Genomic DNA, 14,357 nt, shown 5'->3' with positions numbered 1-14,357 from the left:
GCGCCGATCATGGCGCCCCGAACCCGGCGGCGGCGAGCACAGCGCGCCCCGCGGGCCCGGTCACGTACGCGACGAACGCCTTCCCACCCGCGGCGTTCGGAGCCTGCGCGACGACGGAGATGGGATAGACATTGACGGTCTTGGCCGCCTCTGGAAACGGCACGGACTCGACAGCCGAGCCGGCACCCTTCACATCGGTGGCGTAGACGATCCCGGCGTCCGCCTCGCCCGATGTCACCTTGCCGAGGACGTCGGTCACCGACGACTCCTGGCTCACCGGCTTCAGGGTCACTCCCGCCGACCTCTCCACCTTCGCGGTGGCGGCCCCGCACGGCACCTGCGGTGCACACACGACCGTCTTGACGGAGGGCGAGGCCAGGTCGGCGAACCCGCTCACGTGCGCCGGGTTGCCGGGTGGCACCGCGATGGCGAGCACGTTCGTCGCGAAGTCGACGGGCGAGCCGCTGGTGACCTTCGCATTCACCGCCTTCGTCATATTCGCCTGATCGGCCGACGCGAAAACGTCCGCCGGGGCGCCGGCGGTCAGCTGCGAGACCAGATCAGAGGAGCCGGCGAACGAGAACGTGACCTTCGTGCCGGGATGCGCGGCCTCGAACCGCGTGCCGAGCTCGGTGAACGTCTTCGTGAGCGACGCGGCGGCGAACACCGTGATCGTGCCGGTCACGCCGTCCGAGGAGCGCGGAGCCGACGGCGTGGATGCGGCCGGGCTGCTGCATCCGGACAGAGCCAGAGCGACGACTGCGATGGCTGAGACGCCTGCGCTCGCCAGCCGGGCGAACCGACGAGGGCGCGCCTTCATCGGGCCACCGCCGGAGCCTCGACGATGACGTTGGTCGCCTTCACGACGGCGACGGCGACCGACCCGAGTTCGAGGCCCAGCTCGCGCACCGCCTCGCTGCTGATGAGCGACACCACGCGATGCGGGCCGCACTGCAGTTCGACCTGGGCCATCACCCGATCCATGACGATGTCGGTCACCAACCCGACGAAACGGTTGCGCGCGGAGCCCGCGACGCCGGACGGGTCGCCGGGCAGCACTGCGTTCTGCTTGGCCAGCTGAGCGAGCTCGAGTCCGTCGACGACGGTGCGGCCGGCCTCGTCGCGAGCACTCCCGAGCACACCGCCGTCGATCCAGCGGCGCACGGTGTCGTCGCTCACACCGAGGTAGAGGGCGGCGTCCTTGATCCGAATCTGCGGCATGGATGCCATACTACGACCGCAGATGCGGAAAAGTGCCTAGAGGCCCACCCACTCCGACGCACCGTCGGTGAAGTGCTGCCGCTTCCAGATCGGAACACGCGCCTTGATGATCTCGACCAGTTCGGCGCACGCGGCGAACGCCTCGGCACGATGCGGGGCGGCGACCGCGGCGATCAGCGCGAGGTCGCCGATGGTGAGCGAGCCGACGCGGTGCTGGGCGGCCACCCGCAATCCGGTGGTCCGCGCGACCTCCTCGCAGCACTCCCGGAGGAACGTCTCCGCCTCGGGATGCGCGCGGTAGTCGAGCGACACGACGCCCTTTCCGCCGTCGTGGTCGCGCACGATGCCCTGGAAGGACACCACGGCACCTGCGTCCGTACGCCAGACGAACTCGTCGACGGTCGAGGGCTCCAGCGGGTCACCCGTGACGGTGGCCAGGATGTCGCTCATGCGTGGTCTCCTCCCCGCAGCTGGTCGAGCAGGTGCGGGAGCAGGTCGTCCAGCACCGCGAGCCCGTCGGCGACACCGCCGCGCGAGCCGGGCAGGTTGACGACGAGTGTCGACCCCGCCACACCGACCAGCCCGCGGCTGAGCGCGGCGAGAGGCGTGGCCGATGCGCCGCGCGCACGCAGGGCCTCGGCGACGCCCGGAAGCTGCCGGTCGAGCACGGCGGCAGTGGCCTCCGGTGTGCGGTCGGTGGGCGAGACGCCGGTTCCGCCCGTCGTGATGAGCACGCGGGGACGCTCGGCGACCGCCTGGCGCAGGGCCGCATCCACCTCGGCGTCGGCGACAACGCGCACGTCGGCCGGGAGGCGACGCTCCGCCAGCCAGTCGGCGATAACCGGGCCTGTGGTGTCCTCGTAGACGCCGGCCGCGGCCCGGGTGGACGCCACGAGCACGATCGCGGGCACGGCAGCGGCCGGGCCTGCGGATGCGGACTCAGCCGGCGCATCCACCTCCTCGCCATCGCGCCGCCACTCGCCGCGCTTTCCGCCGCTCTTCGCGACCAGGCGGATATCGGTGAGGCTGGCGGCCGGATCCACCGCCTTGACCATGTCGTGCAGGGTGAGGCCGGCGACCGCGACCGCTGTGAGCGCCTCCATCTCGACGCCCGTGCGACCGTGCGTCCGGGCGACCACCTCGATGTCGATCGCGCCCGCCTCGGGGTCGAGTTCGAAGTCGACGCGCACGCTGTTTAACGGCAGCGGATGGCAGAGCGGGATGAGTTCGCTCGTGCGCTTCGCGCCGCCGATGCCCGCGATGCGCGCGGTGGCCAGCACATCCGCTTTAGGCAGGTCGTCGGCGGCGACCAGGCGGATCACCTCGGGGGTGGTCACGAACCGGCCGCGCGCGACCGCCTCGCGGTCCGTCTCGGGCTTGCCGCCGACGTCGACCATGCGGGCGCGGCCGTCGGAATCGAGGTGGGTGAGCTGCGTCATAGTGTCCAGACTGTCACGGCGGCGCCGGCGTCGAGCGCCTCGGCCTCGGCGGGCACGTCGATGAGGACGTCGGCGCGGGCCATCCCGGCGACGAGGTGCGACGACGGGCCGGAGACGGGGGACACGGCTCCCGAGCCGTCGAGACTGCCGCGGAGGAACTGGCGCTTGCCTGGAACGGACCGCAGGTCCTCGCTCAGCGCCGCCTCGACCGGCGGCACGCCCGGAAGACCGGCCGCCGCGCGCAGCGGGTCGCGGAGGAACACGACGAACGACACCTGCGTGCTGACCGGGTTGCCCGGGAACGCGAACACCGGCACGCCGCCGACCACGGCCGTCGCCTGCGGACCGCCCGGCTGCATGGCGACGGTCGTCACGTCGGCTCCATGGGGGAGGAGCACCTCGCGGACGACCTCGTAGGCGCCGCGGGAGATGCCGCCCGAGGTGATGACGAGATCGCTCCTGTGGAGCGCATCCTCGAGGATGCGCTCGAACGCCGCGGGGTCGTCGTCGCTGCTCGCGCGCACCGACACGATCGCCCCCGCCTCCTCGACGAGCGCCGCGAGGGCGATGCCGTTCGCGTCGTGGACCTGGCCGAAGGCGGGCGTGCCGGAGCCGACGAGTTCCGTCCCCGTCGTCAGCACGGCCACGCGGAGGCGTGCCCGTACGCGGACGCTGGCGATCCCGGCGGCGGCGAGGGCCGCGAGGTGTCGGGGGCCGAGCCGGGTGCCGGCCGGAAGGAGCACATCCCCCCGGTGGACATCGCTGCCGCGCTCGCGCACGTACTCGCCGACGCTGCGCGACCGGCGGATCTCGACGATGGCTCCGGCCAGGTCGTCGTCGCGTCCGAGCACGAGTTCGGTGTCCTCCACGGGCACGATCGTGTCGGCGCCCGACGGCACGGGGGCCCCGGTCATGATGCGCAGCGCAGTGCCCGCGATCAGGGTCATGGGACTGGTGTGGCCGGCCGGGATGTCGCCGGACACCTCCAGCGCGACCGGCACCGAGCGGATGTCGGCCGCGCGCACCGCGTAGCCGTCCATCTGGGAGTTGCGGAACAGCGGGAGGTCGACCTCCGACCGCACCTCGTCGGCGGTCACCCGGCCGAGTGCCGCCTCCAGTGGGACGGTCTCGGTGTCGGGCTCCTCGGAGAGCGGTGCGAGCATCCGCGCGATCAGGCCGGCGTGCTCTTCGACGCTGCGCGGGTTCGCGGAGGGATCGCGTGTCATGCGTTCAGTATCCCGCGTCCGTCCGTCCCGCGGCGTGCTGCTTCGCGGCGCAGCGGCCCCGACCAGTGCCTCCCGTCGGAGATCCCGCCCCTTCCGTCGGAGATCCCGCCGCTCAGCCGCCGCATCTCCATCCCCACCGCGGTCCGTCGGAGATTCGGGCCTGTTCGTCCGACCGAACGGAGTGCGCCCCCGAAGCGTGCCTCATGCCGAATCGCGCTGTCGCGACACTTGCGACGTGTCGCCTTGCGCGTGCTCTTTCCGCACATTCGCGCCGAATGTGCGGTTACGCGCTCGCTATCCGCACATTCGGCACGAATCGCGGCGTCAGTAGCGCGGCATCCCGGGGTCGACGTCTCGTGCCCAGGCGTCGAGGCCGCCGGCGAGCACCAGGCCGGGCTTCCCGGCGTCGGCGAGCAGCCGCCGAGCGGTCTCGGCCCGGATGCCGTGGTGGCAGACGATCACGAGCGGCGCGTCGGGCAGCCGCTCGGCCACCCCCGCCGGATCGCGCTCGACCACACCGAGCGGCACCAGCAGCGAGTCGGGCAGCTCGACGATGTCGGCCTCCCACGGCTCCCGCACGTCCAGCAGCGTATGCGGCTCACCCGCCACGAGCCGCGCGTGCAGCTCGGCGGGCGACATCGTGTCGGTCATCCCGCAGAACAGGTCGTAGTCGATCAGCTCCGTGACGGGAGCAGCTGCAGGATCGCGCTCGTAGGCCAGCTCGCGGAACGTCCCGTGCAGCCCGTCGTGGATGACGACCCGGCCGAGCAGCGGATCGCCCGTCCCGGTCACCAGCTTGATCGCCTCGCTGACCATCATCCCGCCGATCACGCCGCACACCGAGGGCAGCGCGCCCGCCTCGGCGCAGCTGGCCACGGTGCCGGGCGCGGGCGGCACCGGGAACAGGTCGCGGTAGGTCGGTCCGTGCGCGGCCCAGCTGAGCCCCGCCTGACCGCCGGTCTGGTGCACGGCGCCCCACACGACGGGGATGCCCGCGAGCGTCGCCGCGTCATCCACCAGATACCGGGTCGGGAAGTTGTCGCTGCCGTCGAGCACCAGGTCGAACCCGGCGAGGATGCCCGGCGCGTTCTGCGATGTCAGCCGCTCCGCGTACAGGCGCAGCTCGACCTCGTCGTCCAGCCCCCGCACGGCGTCCGCGGCGGACTCCACCTTGGCGCGCCCGACAGCGGCGGGCGTGTGGATGGCCTGCCGCGGCAGGTTGCTCGGCTCCACCCGGTCGTCGTCGACGATCCCGATCGTTCCGACCCCGGCCGACGCGAGCAGCGGGAGCACCGCCGAGCCCAGCCCTCCGGCTCCGACGACGAGCACCCGCGCGGCTCGCAGCCGGCGCTGGGCGACCGGCCCGAAGCCGGGCAGCTGGGTGGTGCGGGCGTAGCGGGCCGTCCGCTCGGCGGACAGTCCGGGACCGGGTTCGACCAGAGGCGGGAGAGCCATACGCTCAGCCAATCACATCCACGGCCACTCTCGTCCCGCCCGTCACACCACCGTGACCCGCACCGAGTGCAGACCGGTCGCGCCGTCGGGCACGACGTCCTGCACCGCGGCCGTCTGCACCTTCCCCTTCGCGTCCGTGGCGCGGACCCGCAGGGTATGCGCGCCCGGCGTCGCCTCCCAGGCGAACCGCCACTGCCGCCAGGTGTCGGCCGAGATGGCGTCTGCGAGGGTCGCCTGCTGCCACGGCCCGTCATCCACCTTCACCTGCACCGCGCTGACGCCGACGTGCTGCGACCACGCCACCCCGGCGACCGCGACGGTTCCGGCCTTCACCTGTCGGCCGGAGGCGGGCACGTCGATCCGCGACGACAGCTTCACCGGCCCGCGCTCCGACCAGCCGCGGTCGGTCCAGTACGCGGTGTGCTGGTCGAAGCGCGTGACCTCCATCGACACCACCCACTTGGTGGCCGACACGTAGCCGTAGAGGCCCGGCACGACCATCCGGACGGGATAGCCGTGCTCGAGCGGAAGCGGCTGGCCGTTCATCCCGACGGCGAGGATGGCATTGCGCTCATCGGTCAGCGTCTCGATCGGGGTGCTCGCCGTCCACCCGTCCTGGCTGGTCGACAGGACCATGTCGGCGTCGGCGGACGGTTTGGCGCGCGAGAGCAGGTGACGGATCGGGTAGCCGAGCCAGGTCGCGTTGCCGATCAGGTCGCCGCCGACCTCGTTCGAGACGCACGTGAGCGTCGTCGTGGACTCTTCCAGGGGGAGTGCCAGCAGCTGGGCGAAGGTCAGCTCGACCTCGTTCTCGACCATGCCGGTGATGCGAAGTCTCCAGTCGTTCGGGTCGATCCCCGGGATCTGCAGCGCGGTGTCGATGCGGTAGAAGTCGGCATTCGGCGTGACGATCGGCGACAGCCCCGGGATGTCGAACGACGCTCCGGCTGGGATGGGCGGGGCCGTCTCCGCCGGTTTCGGCAGCCGGATCGCCGCGCGGGTGGCGGAGGCCGCCCGGAAGCCGCCCGCGACCACCTGGCCGACGATCAGCGCGAGCGCACCACCGGCCGCGGTCACGGCGGTCGAGCCGACGAACCGGCGGCGGGAGACCCGGCCGTTCGGTGCGACCCGGGTCGGCGCGGTGTCGCGCAGCATCCGCATGAGCCAGCCGAGAAGCAGGATGGCGACCCCGGCCGCGAGCACCGACGGCAGCGCATCCACGATGCTGTTCCCCGAGCGGGTCACCGCGGCGAGCACGCCGACCGCTCCGCCGAGGCCGATGAGGATGCGCCCGAGCGGCGGCCGCACCCGCTCCAGCCAGCCCGCGATCCCTGCGCCGACCACGACGACGACGGCCAGCGAGACGATCAGGAACGCCTTGTCGCCCGTGCCGAACAGGCCGATGACGGCCTCCTTCAGCCACGGCGGCGCGAGGTCGATGAGCAGCGCGCCGACCGTGAGGATCGGGCTGCCGTTCTGCACGACGAACGCGCTCACCAGCTCGGCCGCACCGACGCCCGCGACAACGCTCGCGACGCCGGCCCCGGCCGGCCGCCAGAAGTCGGACATGGGGCAAACCTATGACCGTCGCCTGAGCGCGCGCCACGAGCAGGTCGGGCGCGCGCCACGCTCGCGTAGAGCGCGCGCCACGTGCGGCCGCCGCGACGTGGGAGGCTGGGGGCATCATGTCCGATGCCTCGCCGTCCTCCGCCGCACCCCAGAGCCCCCGGCGACTCCGCCTCGAGGACATCCCCGGCTGGGCCGGCCCCGGCTCCGTCACCGAGGACGCCGTGTACGACACGTTCGTCACCTGGGTCGAGGAGGGCGGCATCCGGCTGTACCCGGCCCAGGACGAGTCGGTGATCGAGGTCGTCGGCGGCGCCGATCTCATCCTGAGCACACCCACAGGCACGGGCAAGTCGCTGGTGGCGGTCGGCGCCCACTTCGCCGCGCTCGCGCGTGGCGAGCGCACGTATTACACCGCGCCGATCAAGGCGCTGGTCTCGGAGAAGTTCTTCGCGCTCGCCGACATCTTCGGGGCCGAGAACGTCGGCATGACGACGGGCGACTCGGCGGTGAACCCGGATGCGCCGATCATGTGCGCGACGGCGGAGATCCTGGCGAACCTCGCACTCCGCCACGGCGACGAGACGCCGGTGGGCCAGGTCGTCATGGACGAGTTCCACTTCTACTCCGATCCCGACCGCGGCTGGGCGTGGCAGGTTCCGCTGCTGACCCTCCCGCACACCCAGTTCGTGCTCATGTCGGCGACCCTCGGCGACGTGACCGCCCTCGCGGAGGACCTGGAGCGCCGCACCGGCCGGACCACCGCCACGGTGACGGGCGTCGAGCGACCGGTCCCGCTGCACTACTACTACGAGGTCACGCCCGTCCACGAGACGATCGAAGACCTGCTGAGCACCGGTCAGGCTCCCGTCTACGTCGTGCACTTCTCACAGCTGGCCGCGCTCGAGCGGGCGCAGTCGCTCTCCAGCGCGAAGATCGCCACCCGGGAGCAGCGGGATGCGATCGCCGAGCTGATCGGGGAGTTCCGCTTCACGACGAGCTTCGGCAAGACGCTGTCGCGCCTGTTGCGGCAGGGCATCGGCGTGCACCACGCCGGGATGCTGCCCAAGTACCGCCGGCTCGTCGAGCAGCTCGCCCAGCGGGGGATGCTCCGCGTGATCTGCGGCACGGACACCCTCGGCGTCGGCATCAACGTGCCCATCCGCACGGTGCTCCTGACGGCGCTCACCAAGTTCGACGGCACGCGGATGCGGCAGCTGAACGCGCGCGAGTTCCACCAGATCGCCGGGCGCGCGGGTCGCGCGGGATACGACACGGCCGGCACGGTCGTCGCCCAGGCTCCCGAGCACGAGTCCGAGAACCTGAAGGCGCTGGAGAAGGCCGGGGACGACCCGAAGAAGCGCCGCAAGATCGTCCGCAAGAAAGCGCCGGAGGGCTTCGTCTCCTGGGGCGAGCCCTCGTTCCGGCGCCTGATCGAGGCGGAGCCGGAGACGCTCACGTCGTCCATGCAGATCACCAGCGCCATGCTCATCAACGTGATCGGCCGCGGCGGCGACGTCTACGGGCACGTGCGGGCGCTCGTCTTCGACAACCATGAGCCGTGGAAGCGCCAGCTCGCCCTCGCCCGGCGCGCGATCGAGCTGTATCGCTCGCTGCTGACCGCCGGCGTGGTCGAGGCGGTCCGCACGGGTGACGGCGTCGAGATCCGGCTCACGGTCGACCTGCAGCCCAACTTCGCCCTCAACCAGCCGCTCTCGCCGTTCGCGCTCGCCGCCTTCGAACTCTTCGACCGGGAGGCGCCGTCGTACGCGCTCGACATCGTCTCGGTCGTGGAGGCGACGCTCGACGACCCGCGTCCGGTGCTCTCCGCCCAGCAGTTCCAGGCGCGGGGCGAGGCCGTCGCCGCGATGAAGGCCGACGGCGTCGAGTACGAGGAGCGCATGGAGGCGCTCGAGGAGGTGACGCATCCCAAGCCCCACGACGTGCTGCTGCATGAGGCGTTCGCCACCTACGCATCCAGTCAGCCGTGGGTCGCCGACTTCGCGCTCAGCCCGAAGTCGGTCGTCCGCGACCTCTACGAGCGGGCGATGACGTTCGGCGAGTTCATCGCGTTCTACAAACTGGCGAGGTCGGAGGGCGTGGTGCTCCGCTACCTCTCCGACGCCTACCGCGCGCTCAACCAGACGGTCCCGCTGGAGGCGCGCACGGAGGACCTGCGCGACATCATCGAGTGGCTGGGCGAGCTCGTGCGCCAGGTCGACTCCAGCCTCCTCGACGAGTGGGAAGAACTGGTGCACCCGGATGCCGCGAAGCACGCGGCCGAGTCCACCGAGCTGGCGCCCCCTGCGCCACGGAACGTCACCACCAACCGCCGCGCGTTCTTCGTGCTGGTGCGGAACGAGCTGTTCCGCCGCATCCAGCTCGCCGCCCTCGATCGGGTGCACGATCTCGGTGTGCTGGAAGCCGAGGCCGCGGTGCTCGCCGGGGGAGCCGCGCCCTTCACGGAAGCGCAGTGGGATGCGGCTCTGGAGGGCTACTACGCCGAGCACGACGAGATCCTCACCGACGCCTCCGTACGCTCGGCGCAGATGATCCTCGTGGACGAGAAGCCCGACGGGGCAGAGGGGATCTGGCGGGTGCGCCAGATCATCGCCGACCCCGAGGGCGACCACGACTGGGGCATCACCGCGGACGTCCTCCTCGATGACTCCGCGCGCGAGGGCGTCGCGGTGATCCGGGTCACGGGAGTCGGCCGGTTCTAGCCCCGCGAACGGGGTCGCAGCGGGTTTGACCTGACTGAGGCGTCGTGTGAGTATCGTCACGGTGTCGTAACGCGCCAGGTCCCTTGCATGAACCTCCGATGAATGTTTACGTCGGGGGAGGCATCCCACACGAGAAAGAGAACGGTGGACCTCACCCTCATCGTCGTGCTGGTCATCGCGCTGGCGCTCTTCTTCGACTTCACGAACGGCTTCCACGACACGGCCAACGCGATGGCGACCCCCATCGCGACGGGCGCCATGCGGCCGAAGGTCGCCGTGGCCCTCGCCGCCGTGCTCAACCTCATCGGAGCGTTCCTCTCCACGGAGGTCGCCAAGACCATCTCCGGCGGCATCATCAAGGAGGGGGACGGCGGCGTGCAGATCACGCCGGTGCTCATCTTCGCCGGACTCGTCGGGGCGATCGTCTGGAACATGATCACCTGGCTGTACGGTCTGCCGTCGTCATCCAGTCACGCGCTGTTCGGTGGCCTGATCGGGGCCGCGATCGTCGGCGCCGGGCTCCAATCGGTCGACTTCGTCGTGGTGCTCGACAAGGTCATCCTCCCGGCGGTCATCGCGCCGATCACCGCGGGAGTCGTCGCGTGGAGCGCCACCAAGCTGGCGTACTGGATCACCCGCCGCTACGACGGCCGCCCCGACGGGCGAGGCGGCTTCCGGTACGGGCAGATCTTCTCCTCGTCCCTCGTCGCCCTGTCGCACGGCACCAACGACGCGCAGAAGACCATGGGCGTCATCACCCTCACGCTCATCTCCGCCGGCCTGCAGCCGGCCGGTTCGGGCCCGGAGATCTGGGTCGTGATCGCGTGCGCGTTCGCCATCGCAATCGGCACGTACTCGGGTGGATGGCGCATCATCCGCACCCTCGGCCGCGGCCTCACCGAGGTGAAGCCGGCGCAGGGATTCGCGGCCGAGACGAGCACGGCCGCCACCATCCTCGCCTCCAGCCACCTGGGATTCGCCCTCTCGACCACGCAGGTCGCCTCCGGCTCGGTGATCGGCTCCGGTCTCGGCCGACGCGGGTCGTCCGTGCGGTGGGGCACGGCGGGCCGGATCGCCATCGGCTGGCTGCTGACGCTGCCGTCCGCCGCCATCGTCGGTGCCGTGGCCGGGCTGCTGGCCAACCTCGGACCGATCGGCGTCGTGATCGACACCGTGGTCGGCACCGCCGTCGTCGTCTACATCTTCTGGCGCGCGCGTCGCAACCGCGTCAGCAGCGAGAACGCGGTCAAGCCGCTGCCGGTGCAGGGGAAGAGCGAGGTCGCGGCGTCCGGCAAGGTCGTCAAGATCGAGAAGGTGAAGCCGCTCAAGAAGGAGCGGCGCAGGAGGGAGTCCGCATGATCGACTGGGCGTCCTTCCTCGTCGTCTTCGGCGCAGCGCTGCTCGGCTCGTGCGTCGTCGTGGCCCTCTACGCGCTCGGGACCCGTCTGCTGGCGGCTGCGGGCCGGGCGTTGTTCGTCGAGCCCGTGGAGTTCACCGACGCGATCACCGTCCTCACTCCGGAGCGTGCGGCGAAGCTGCAGCGCAAGGCCGAGAAGGCGCAGAGGAAGAACCCGCTGAGCACGGCGCAGAAGCGGCTCGCGCTCACCGGCGCCTACGCCTGCTTCACCGGATGTGCGCTGGCGGTCCTGTACGGGCTGTACCTGATCATCCCGTTCTTCCACCAGTAGCAGCGGCCGAACGCGGACACGCCGCCACCCGGCGGGTGACGGCGTGCATCGGCGGAGCGGGCGATCAGTCCGTCCCGCGCAGCCGCGCGATCGACGCCATCACGTGATAGACGACGATCGCCGCGATGGCGCCCAGCGCGATCCCGTTGAAGGTCAGCTGACCGAGGTTCAGCGTGAAGTCGCCGACACCGATGATGAGCGCCGTCGCCGCCGTGAACTGGTTGACGGGCTTGGAGAAGTCGACCTTGTTGTCGAGCCAGATCTTCACGCCGATGATGCCGATCAGGCCGTACAGCGCGGTGGTCACACCGCCGAGCACGCCCGCCGGGATGGTGTTGATGACCGCGCCGACCTTGGGGGAGAGCCCCAGCAGCACGGCGACGATTCCGGCGACCCAGTAGGCGGCGGTGGAGTAGACGCGCGTCGCCGCCATGACGCCGATGTTCTCGCCGTACGTCGTCGTCCCCGAGCCGCCGAAGAAGCCGGCGATGGTGGTGGCGACGCCGTCCGCGAAGAGCGCCCGGCCGGTCAGCCGGTTGACCGAGGGGTCGGTGAGCTGCGCGACACCGCGGATGTGCCCGACGTTCTCGGCGATCAGTACCAGCACGACGGGGAGGAACGCGGGGAGGATGCCCCAGGTCGCCGCGGGCGAGACGAACGGGTTGGCGGGCAGGGTGAACTGCGGGAAGCCGATCCACGGAGCCTTGGCGACCGCGTCGAAGTTCACCTGGCCGACGATCACCGCGAACACGTAGCCGACGGCGACGCCGAGGAAGATGGAGAGCCGGCCGAGCATCCCGCGGAAGAGGACGGTGCAGAGGATGACAGCGGCCAGGGTCACCAGGGCCGTGACGGGCGCCTGGACGAAGTTGTTCTTCGCCGCGGGAGCCAGGTTGAAGCCGATCAGGGCGACGATCGCACCGGCCACCACCGGCGGCATGAGCCCGTCGATCCACCCGGTCCCGGTTGCGATGACGATCAGACCGACGACGGCCAGGAGGACACCGGTGACGACGATCCCGAACAGGGCGGACGGCATCCCGTCGGCTTTGGTCGCCGCCACGATCGGGACGATGAACGCGAACGATGAGCCCAGGTAGCTGGGCAGCCGGTTGCCCGTGATGACGAGGAAGAGCAGCGTCCCGACGCCCGAGAACAGCAGGGTGGTCGCCGGCGGGAAGCCGGTGAGCAGCGGCACCAGGAACGTCGCGCCGAACATGGCGACGACGTGCTGGGCGCCGAGCCCGATCGTGCGCGGCCAGGTCAGCCGTTCGCCGGGGAGCACGATCTCGTGCGCGCCCACCTTCTTGCCGTCGCCGTGCAGCGTCCAGGGCAGTGCCATGCGTGTCCTTCAGAGGTCTCGAGTCGGAATAGGCTTGGTGGTGCGCATTCGCGCATACTCGACGAACCTGAGTCTTCGCCGGGCCACCGCCCACCGATCCTACGGGAGTTGACCATTTCCGCTTCGACCAGCGCGCCCACCACGGCCAAGGGGCGCTTCGACCGCTTCTTCGAGATCAGCGCCCGCGGCACGACGTGGGGCACGGAGGTGCGCGGCGGCGTCCTCACCTTCGTCACCATGGCGTACATCGTCATCCTGAACCCGCTCATCCTGGGCGGGACGAAGGATGTCGTGGGCCACACCCTCGGCACCACCCAGGTCGCCGCCGTCACGGCTCTCAGCGCCGGCGTGATGACCGTCCTGTTCGGCCTCATCGCCCGGCTGCCGTTCGCGTTCGCGGCCGGGCTCGGCATCAACTCGTTCCTCGCCGTCAACGTGGTCAAGATCCTCACCTGGCAGGAGGCGATGGGCCTCGTCGTCATCAACGGCGTGATCATCGTGCTGCTCTCGGCGACCGGCCTGCGGAAGCTCATCTTCAACGCCGTCCCGGCACCGCTGAAGACCGCGATCACGGTCGGCATCGGCCTCTTCATCGCGTTCATCGGCTTCGTGGACAGCGGGTTCGTCCGCACCACCACGCTCTCGTCGCCGCCCGTCCAGCTCGGTGAGGCCGGATCCATCGCGACCCTCCCGACCATCACCTTCCTCATCGCGCTCGTGATCATGGGCGTGCTGATGGCGCGCAAGGTGAAGGGCGCGCTGCTGATCGGCATCGTCGCCGCGACGGTCGTCGCGATCATCGCGGAGGCCATCTGGCACGTCGGCCCGTCGATGGGCAAGAACCCGGCCGGCTGGAACCTGACCGTGCCGCAGCTGCCGACCTCGCTCGTCTCGCTGCCCGACCTGAGCCTCGTCGGCCAGGTGGACCTGTTCGGCGCGTTCGGCCGGATCGGCGCCCTCGCAGCGATCATGCTCATCTTCACGCTCGTGTTCACGAACTTCTTCGACGCCATGGGATCGATGACCGGCCTGGCGCGCAGCGCGGGTCTGGCGAACGAGGACGGCACCTTCCCGCGCCTCCAGCCTGCGCTCATCGTGGAGGGTGTCGGCGCGATCGTCGGCGGTGGCACGTCGTCGTCGTCGAACACGGTGTTCGTCGAGTCGGCCTCCGGCATCGGCGAGGGCGCGAAGACCGGCTTCGCCAGCGTCGTCACCGGTGCGCTGTTCCTGCTCGCGATGTTCTTCACGCCGCTGACCCAGGTGGTCCCGCTGGAGGTGGCCGCCGCCGCGCTCGTCGTGGTCGGCGCCCTGATGGTGGTGCAGATCAAGCACATCGACTTCACCGAGTTCTCGGTGGTGCTCCCGGTGTTCCTGACGATCATCGTCATGCCGCTCACCTACTCGATCGCCAACGGAATCGGCGTCGGCTTCATCAGCTGGGTGCTCATCCGCTCGCTCGCCGGCAAGGCCCGCGAGATCAGCCCGCTGCTCTGGATCGTCGCCGCCGGCTTCCTCATCTACTTCGCGCGCGGTCCGATCGAGGGGCTGCTCGGGCAGGTGTGACCTCACCGATTCGTGGGGGGGGGGGGGGGGGGGGGGGGGGGGGGGCCCCCCCCCCCCCCCCCCCCCCCAACCCCCCCCCCCCCCCCCCCCCCCCGCGGGGGGGCGGTGGGGTGGGGGGCCGATGGGGAAAAAGC

Annotated in this window: 12 protein-coding genes; 4 read left to right on the top strand and 8 right to left on the bottom strand. The window is 70.9% G+C overall.

The window, feature by feature from the left end; genetic code table 11:
* Positions 1-7: 7 nt before the first annotated feature.
* From modA to ACF1AJ_RS06910, 7 genes are all read right to left on the bottom strand, one after another.
* Positions 8-820 carry a molybdate ABC transporter substrate-binding protein gene (gene modA / locus ACF1AJ_RS06940; RefSeq protein ID WP_391506681.1) on the bottom strand — a complete coding sequence of 271 codons (813 nt, stop codon included), beginning with the start codon at positions 818-820 and terminating at the stop codon, positions 8-10.
* Positions 817-1,221, bottom strand: coding sequence for a molybdopterin-binding protein (locus ACF1AJ_RS06935; protein WP_018190417.1), 405 nt, complete (start codon positions 1,219-1,221; stop codon positions 817-819). Before ACF1AJ_RS06935 ends, modA begins: the two co-directional genes overlap by 4 nt.
* A gap of 36 nt (positions 1,222-1,257) precedes the next feature.
* Positions 1,258-1,671, bottom strand: a complete 414-nt coding sequence (locus tag ACF1AJ_RS06930; RefSeq protein ID WP_391506680.1) for a molybdenum cofactor biosynthesis protein MoaE — start codon at positions 1,669-1,671, stop codon at positions 1,258-1,260.
* The gene (moaCB, locus tag ACF1AJ_RS06925) at positions 1,668-2,660 is read right to left on the bottom strand and encodes a bifunctional molybdenum cofactor biosynthesis protein MoaC/MoaB (RefSeq protein WP_391506679.1); all 993 of its coding nucleotides are present in this window, start codon (positions 2,658-2,660) and stop codon (positions 1,668-1,670) included. Before moaCB ends, ACF1AJ_RS06930 begins: the two co-directional genes overlap by 4 nt.
* The gene (gene glp, locus ACF1AJ_RS06920) at positions 2,657-3,886 is read right to left on the bottom strand and encodes a gephyrin-like molybdotransferase Glp (protein WP_391506678.1); all 1,230 of its coding nucleotides are present in this window, start codon (positions 3,884-3,886) and stop codon (positions 2,657-2,659) included. The genes moaCB and glp overlap by 4 nt, the downstream gene beginning before the upstream one ends.
* Before the next feature lie 324 nt (positions 3,887-4,210).
* Positions 4,211-5,341: a ThiF family adenylyltransferase gene (locus ACF1AJ_RS06915; protein WP_391506677.1), complete on the bottom strand. Its 1,131-nt coding sequence runs from the start codon at positions 5,339-5,341 to the stop codon at positions 4,211-4,213.
* Positions 5,342-5,383: 42 nt separating this feature from the next.
* The gene (locus ACF1AJ_RS06910; protein ID WP_391506676.1) at positions 5,384-6,910 is read right to left on the bottom strand and encodes a molybdopterin-dependent oxidoreductase; all 1,527 of its coding nucleotides are present in this window, start codon (positions 6,908-6,910) and stop codon (positions 5,384-5,386) included.
* 116 nt (positions 6,911-7,026) lie between these two features.
* On the opposite strand from ACF1AJ_RS06910, the gene ACF1AJ_RS06905 reads away from it, so the two are divergent.
* From ACF1AJ_RS06905 to ACF1AJ_RS06895, 3 genes are all read left to right on the top strand, one after another.
* The gene (locus ACF1AJ_RS06905; RefSeq protein WP_391506675.1) at positions 7,027-9,630 is read left to right on the top strand and encodes a DEAD/DEAH box helicase; all 2,604 of its coding nucleotides are present in this window, start codon (positions 7,027-7,029) and stop codon (positions 9,628-9,630) included.
* A 144-nt stretch (positions 9,631-9,774) separates the two neighbouring features.
* Positions 9,775-10,989: an anion permease gene (locus ACF1AJ_RS06900; RefSeq protein WP_391506674.1), complete on the top strand. Its 1,215-nt coding sequence runs from the start codon at positions 9,775-9,777 to the stop codon at positions 10,987-10,989.
* Entirely contained in the window at positions 10,986-11,318 is a 333-nt protein-coding gene (locus ACF1AJ_RS06895; protein ID WP_391506673.1) for a peptidase, read from the top strand. The genes ACF1AJ_RS06900 and ACF1AJ_RS06895 overlap by 4 nt, the downstream gene beginning before the upstream one ends.
* 64 nt (positions 11,319-11,382) lie before the next feature.
* On the opposite strand, the gene ACF1AJ_RS06890 is transcribed toward ACF1AJ_RS06895, so the two are convergent.
* Positions 11,383-12,660, bottom strand: a complete 1,278-nt coding sequence (locus ACF1AJ_RS06890) for a uracil-xanthine permease family protein (RefSeq protein ID WP_018190427.1) — start codon at positions 12,658-12,660, stop codon at positions 11,383-11,385.
* A 108-nt stretch (positions 12,661-12,768) separates the two neighbouring features.
* Between ACF1AJ_RS06890 and ACF1AJ_RS06885 the strand changes: the two genes are divergently transcribed.
* Positions 12,769-14,223, top strand: a complete 1,455-nt coding sequence (locus ACF1AJ_RS06885) for an NCS2 family permease (RefSeq protein ID WP_391506672.1) — start codon at positions 12,769-12,771, stop codon at positions 14,221-14,223.
* Positions 14,224-14,357 lie beyond the last annotated feature (134 nt).

This window comes from Leifsonia sp. NPDC014704, from assembly GCF_043083605.1.
Lineage (GTDB): Bacteria > Actinomycetota > Actinomycetes > Actinomycetales > Microbacteriaceae > Leifsonia.
The sequence above is the reverse complement of the archived record's forward strand: the minus strand, read 5'-3'. Positions and strand labels throughout refer to the sequence as shown.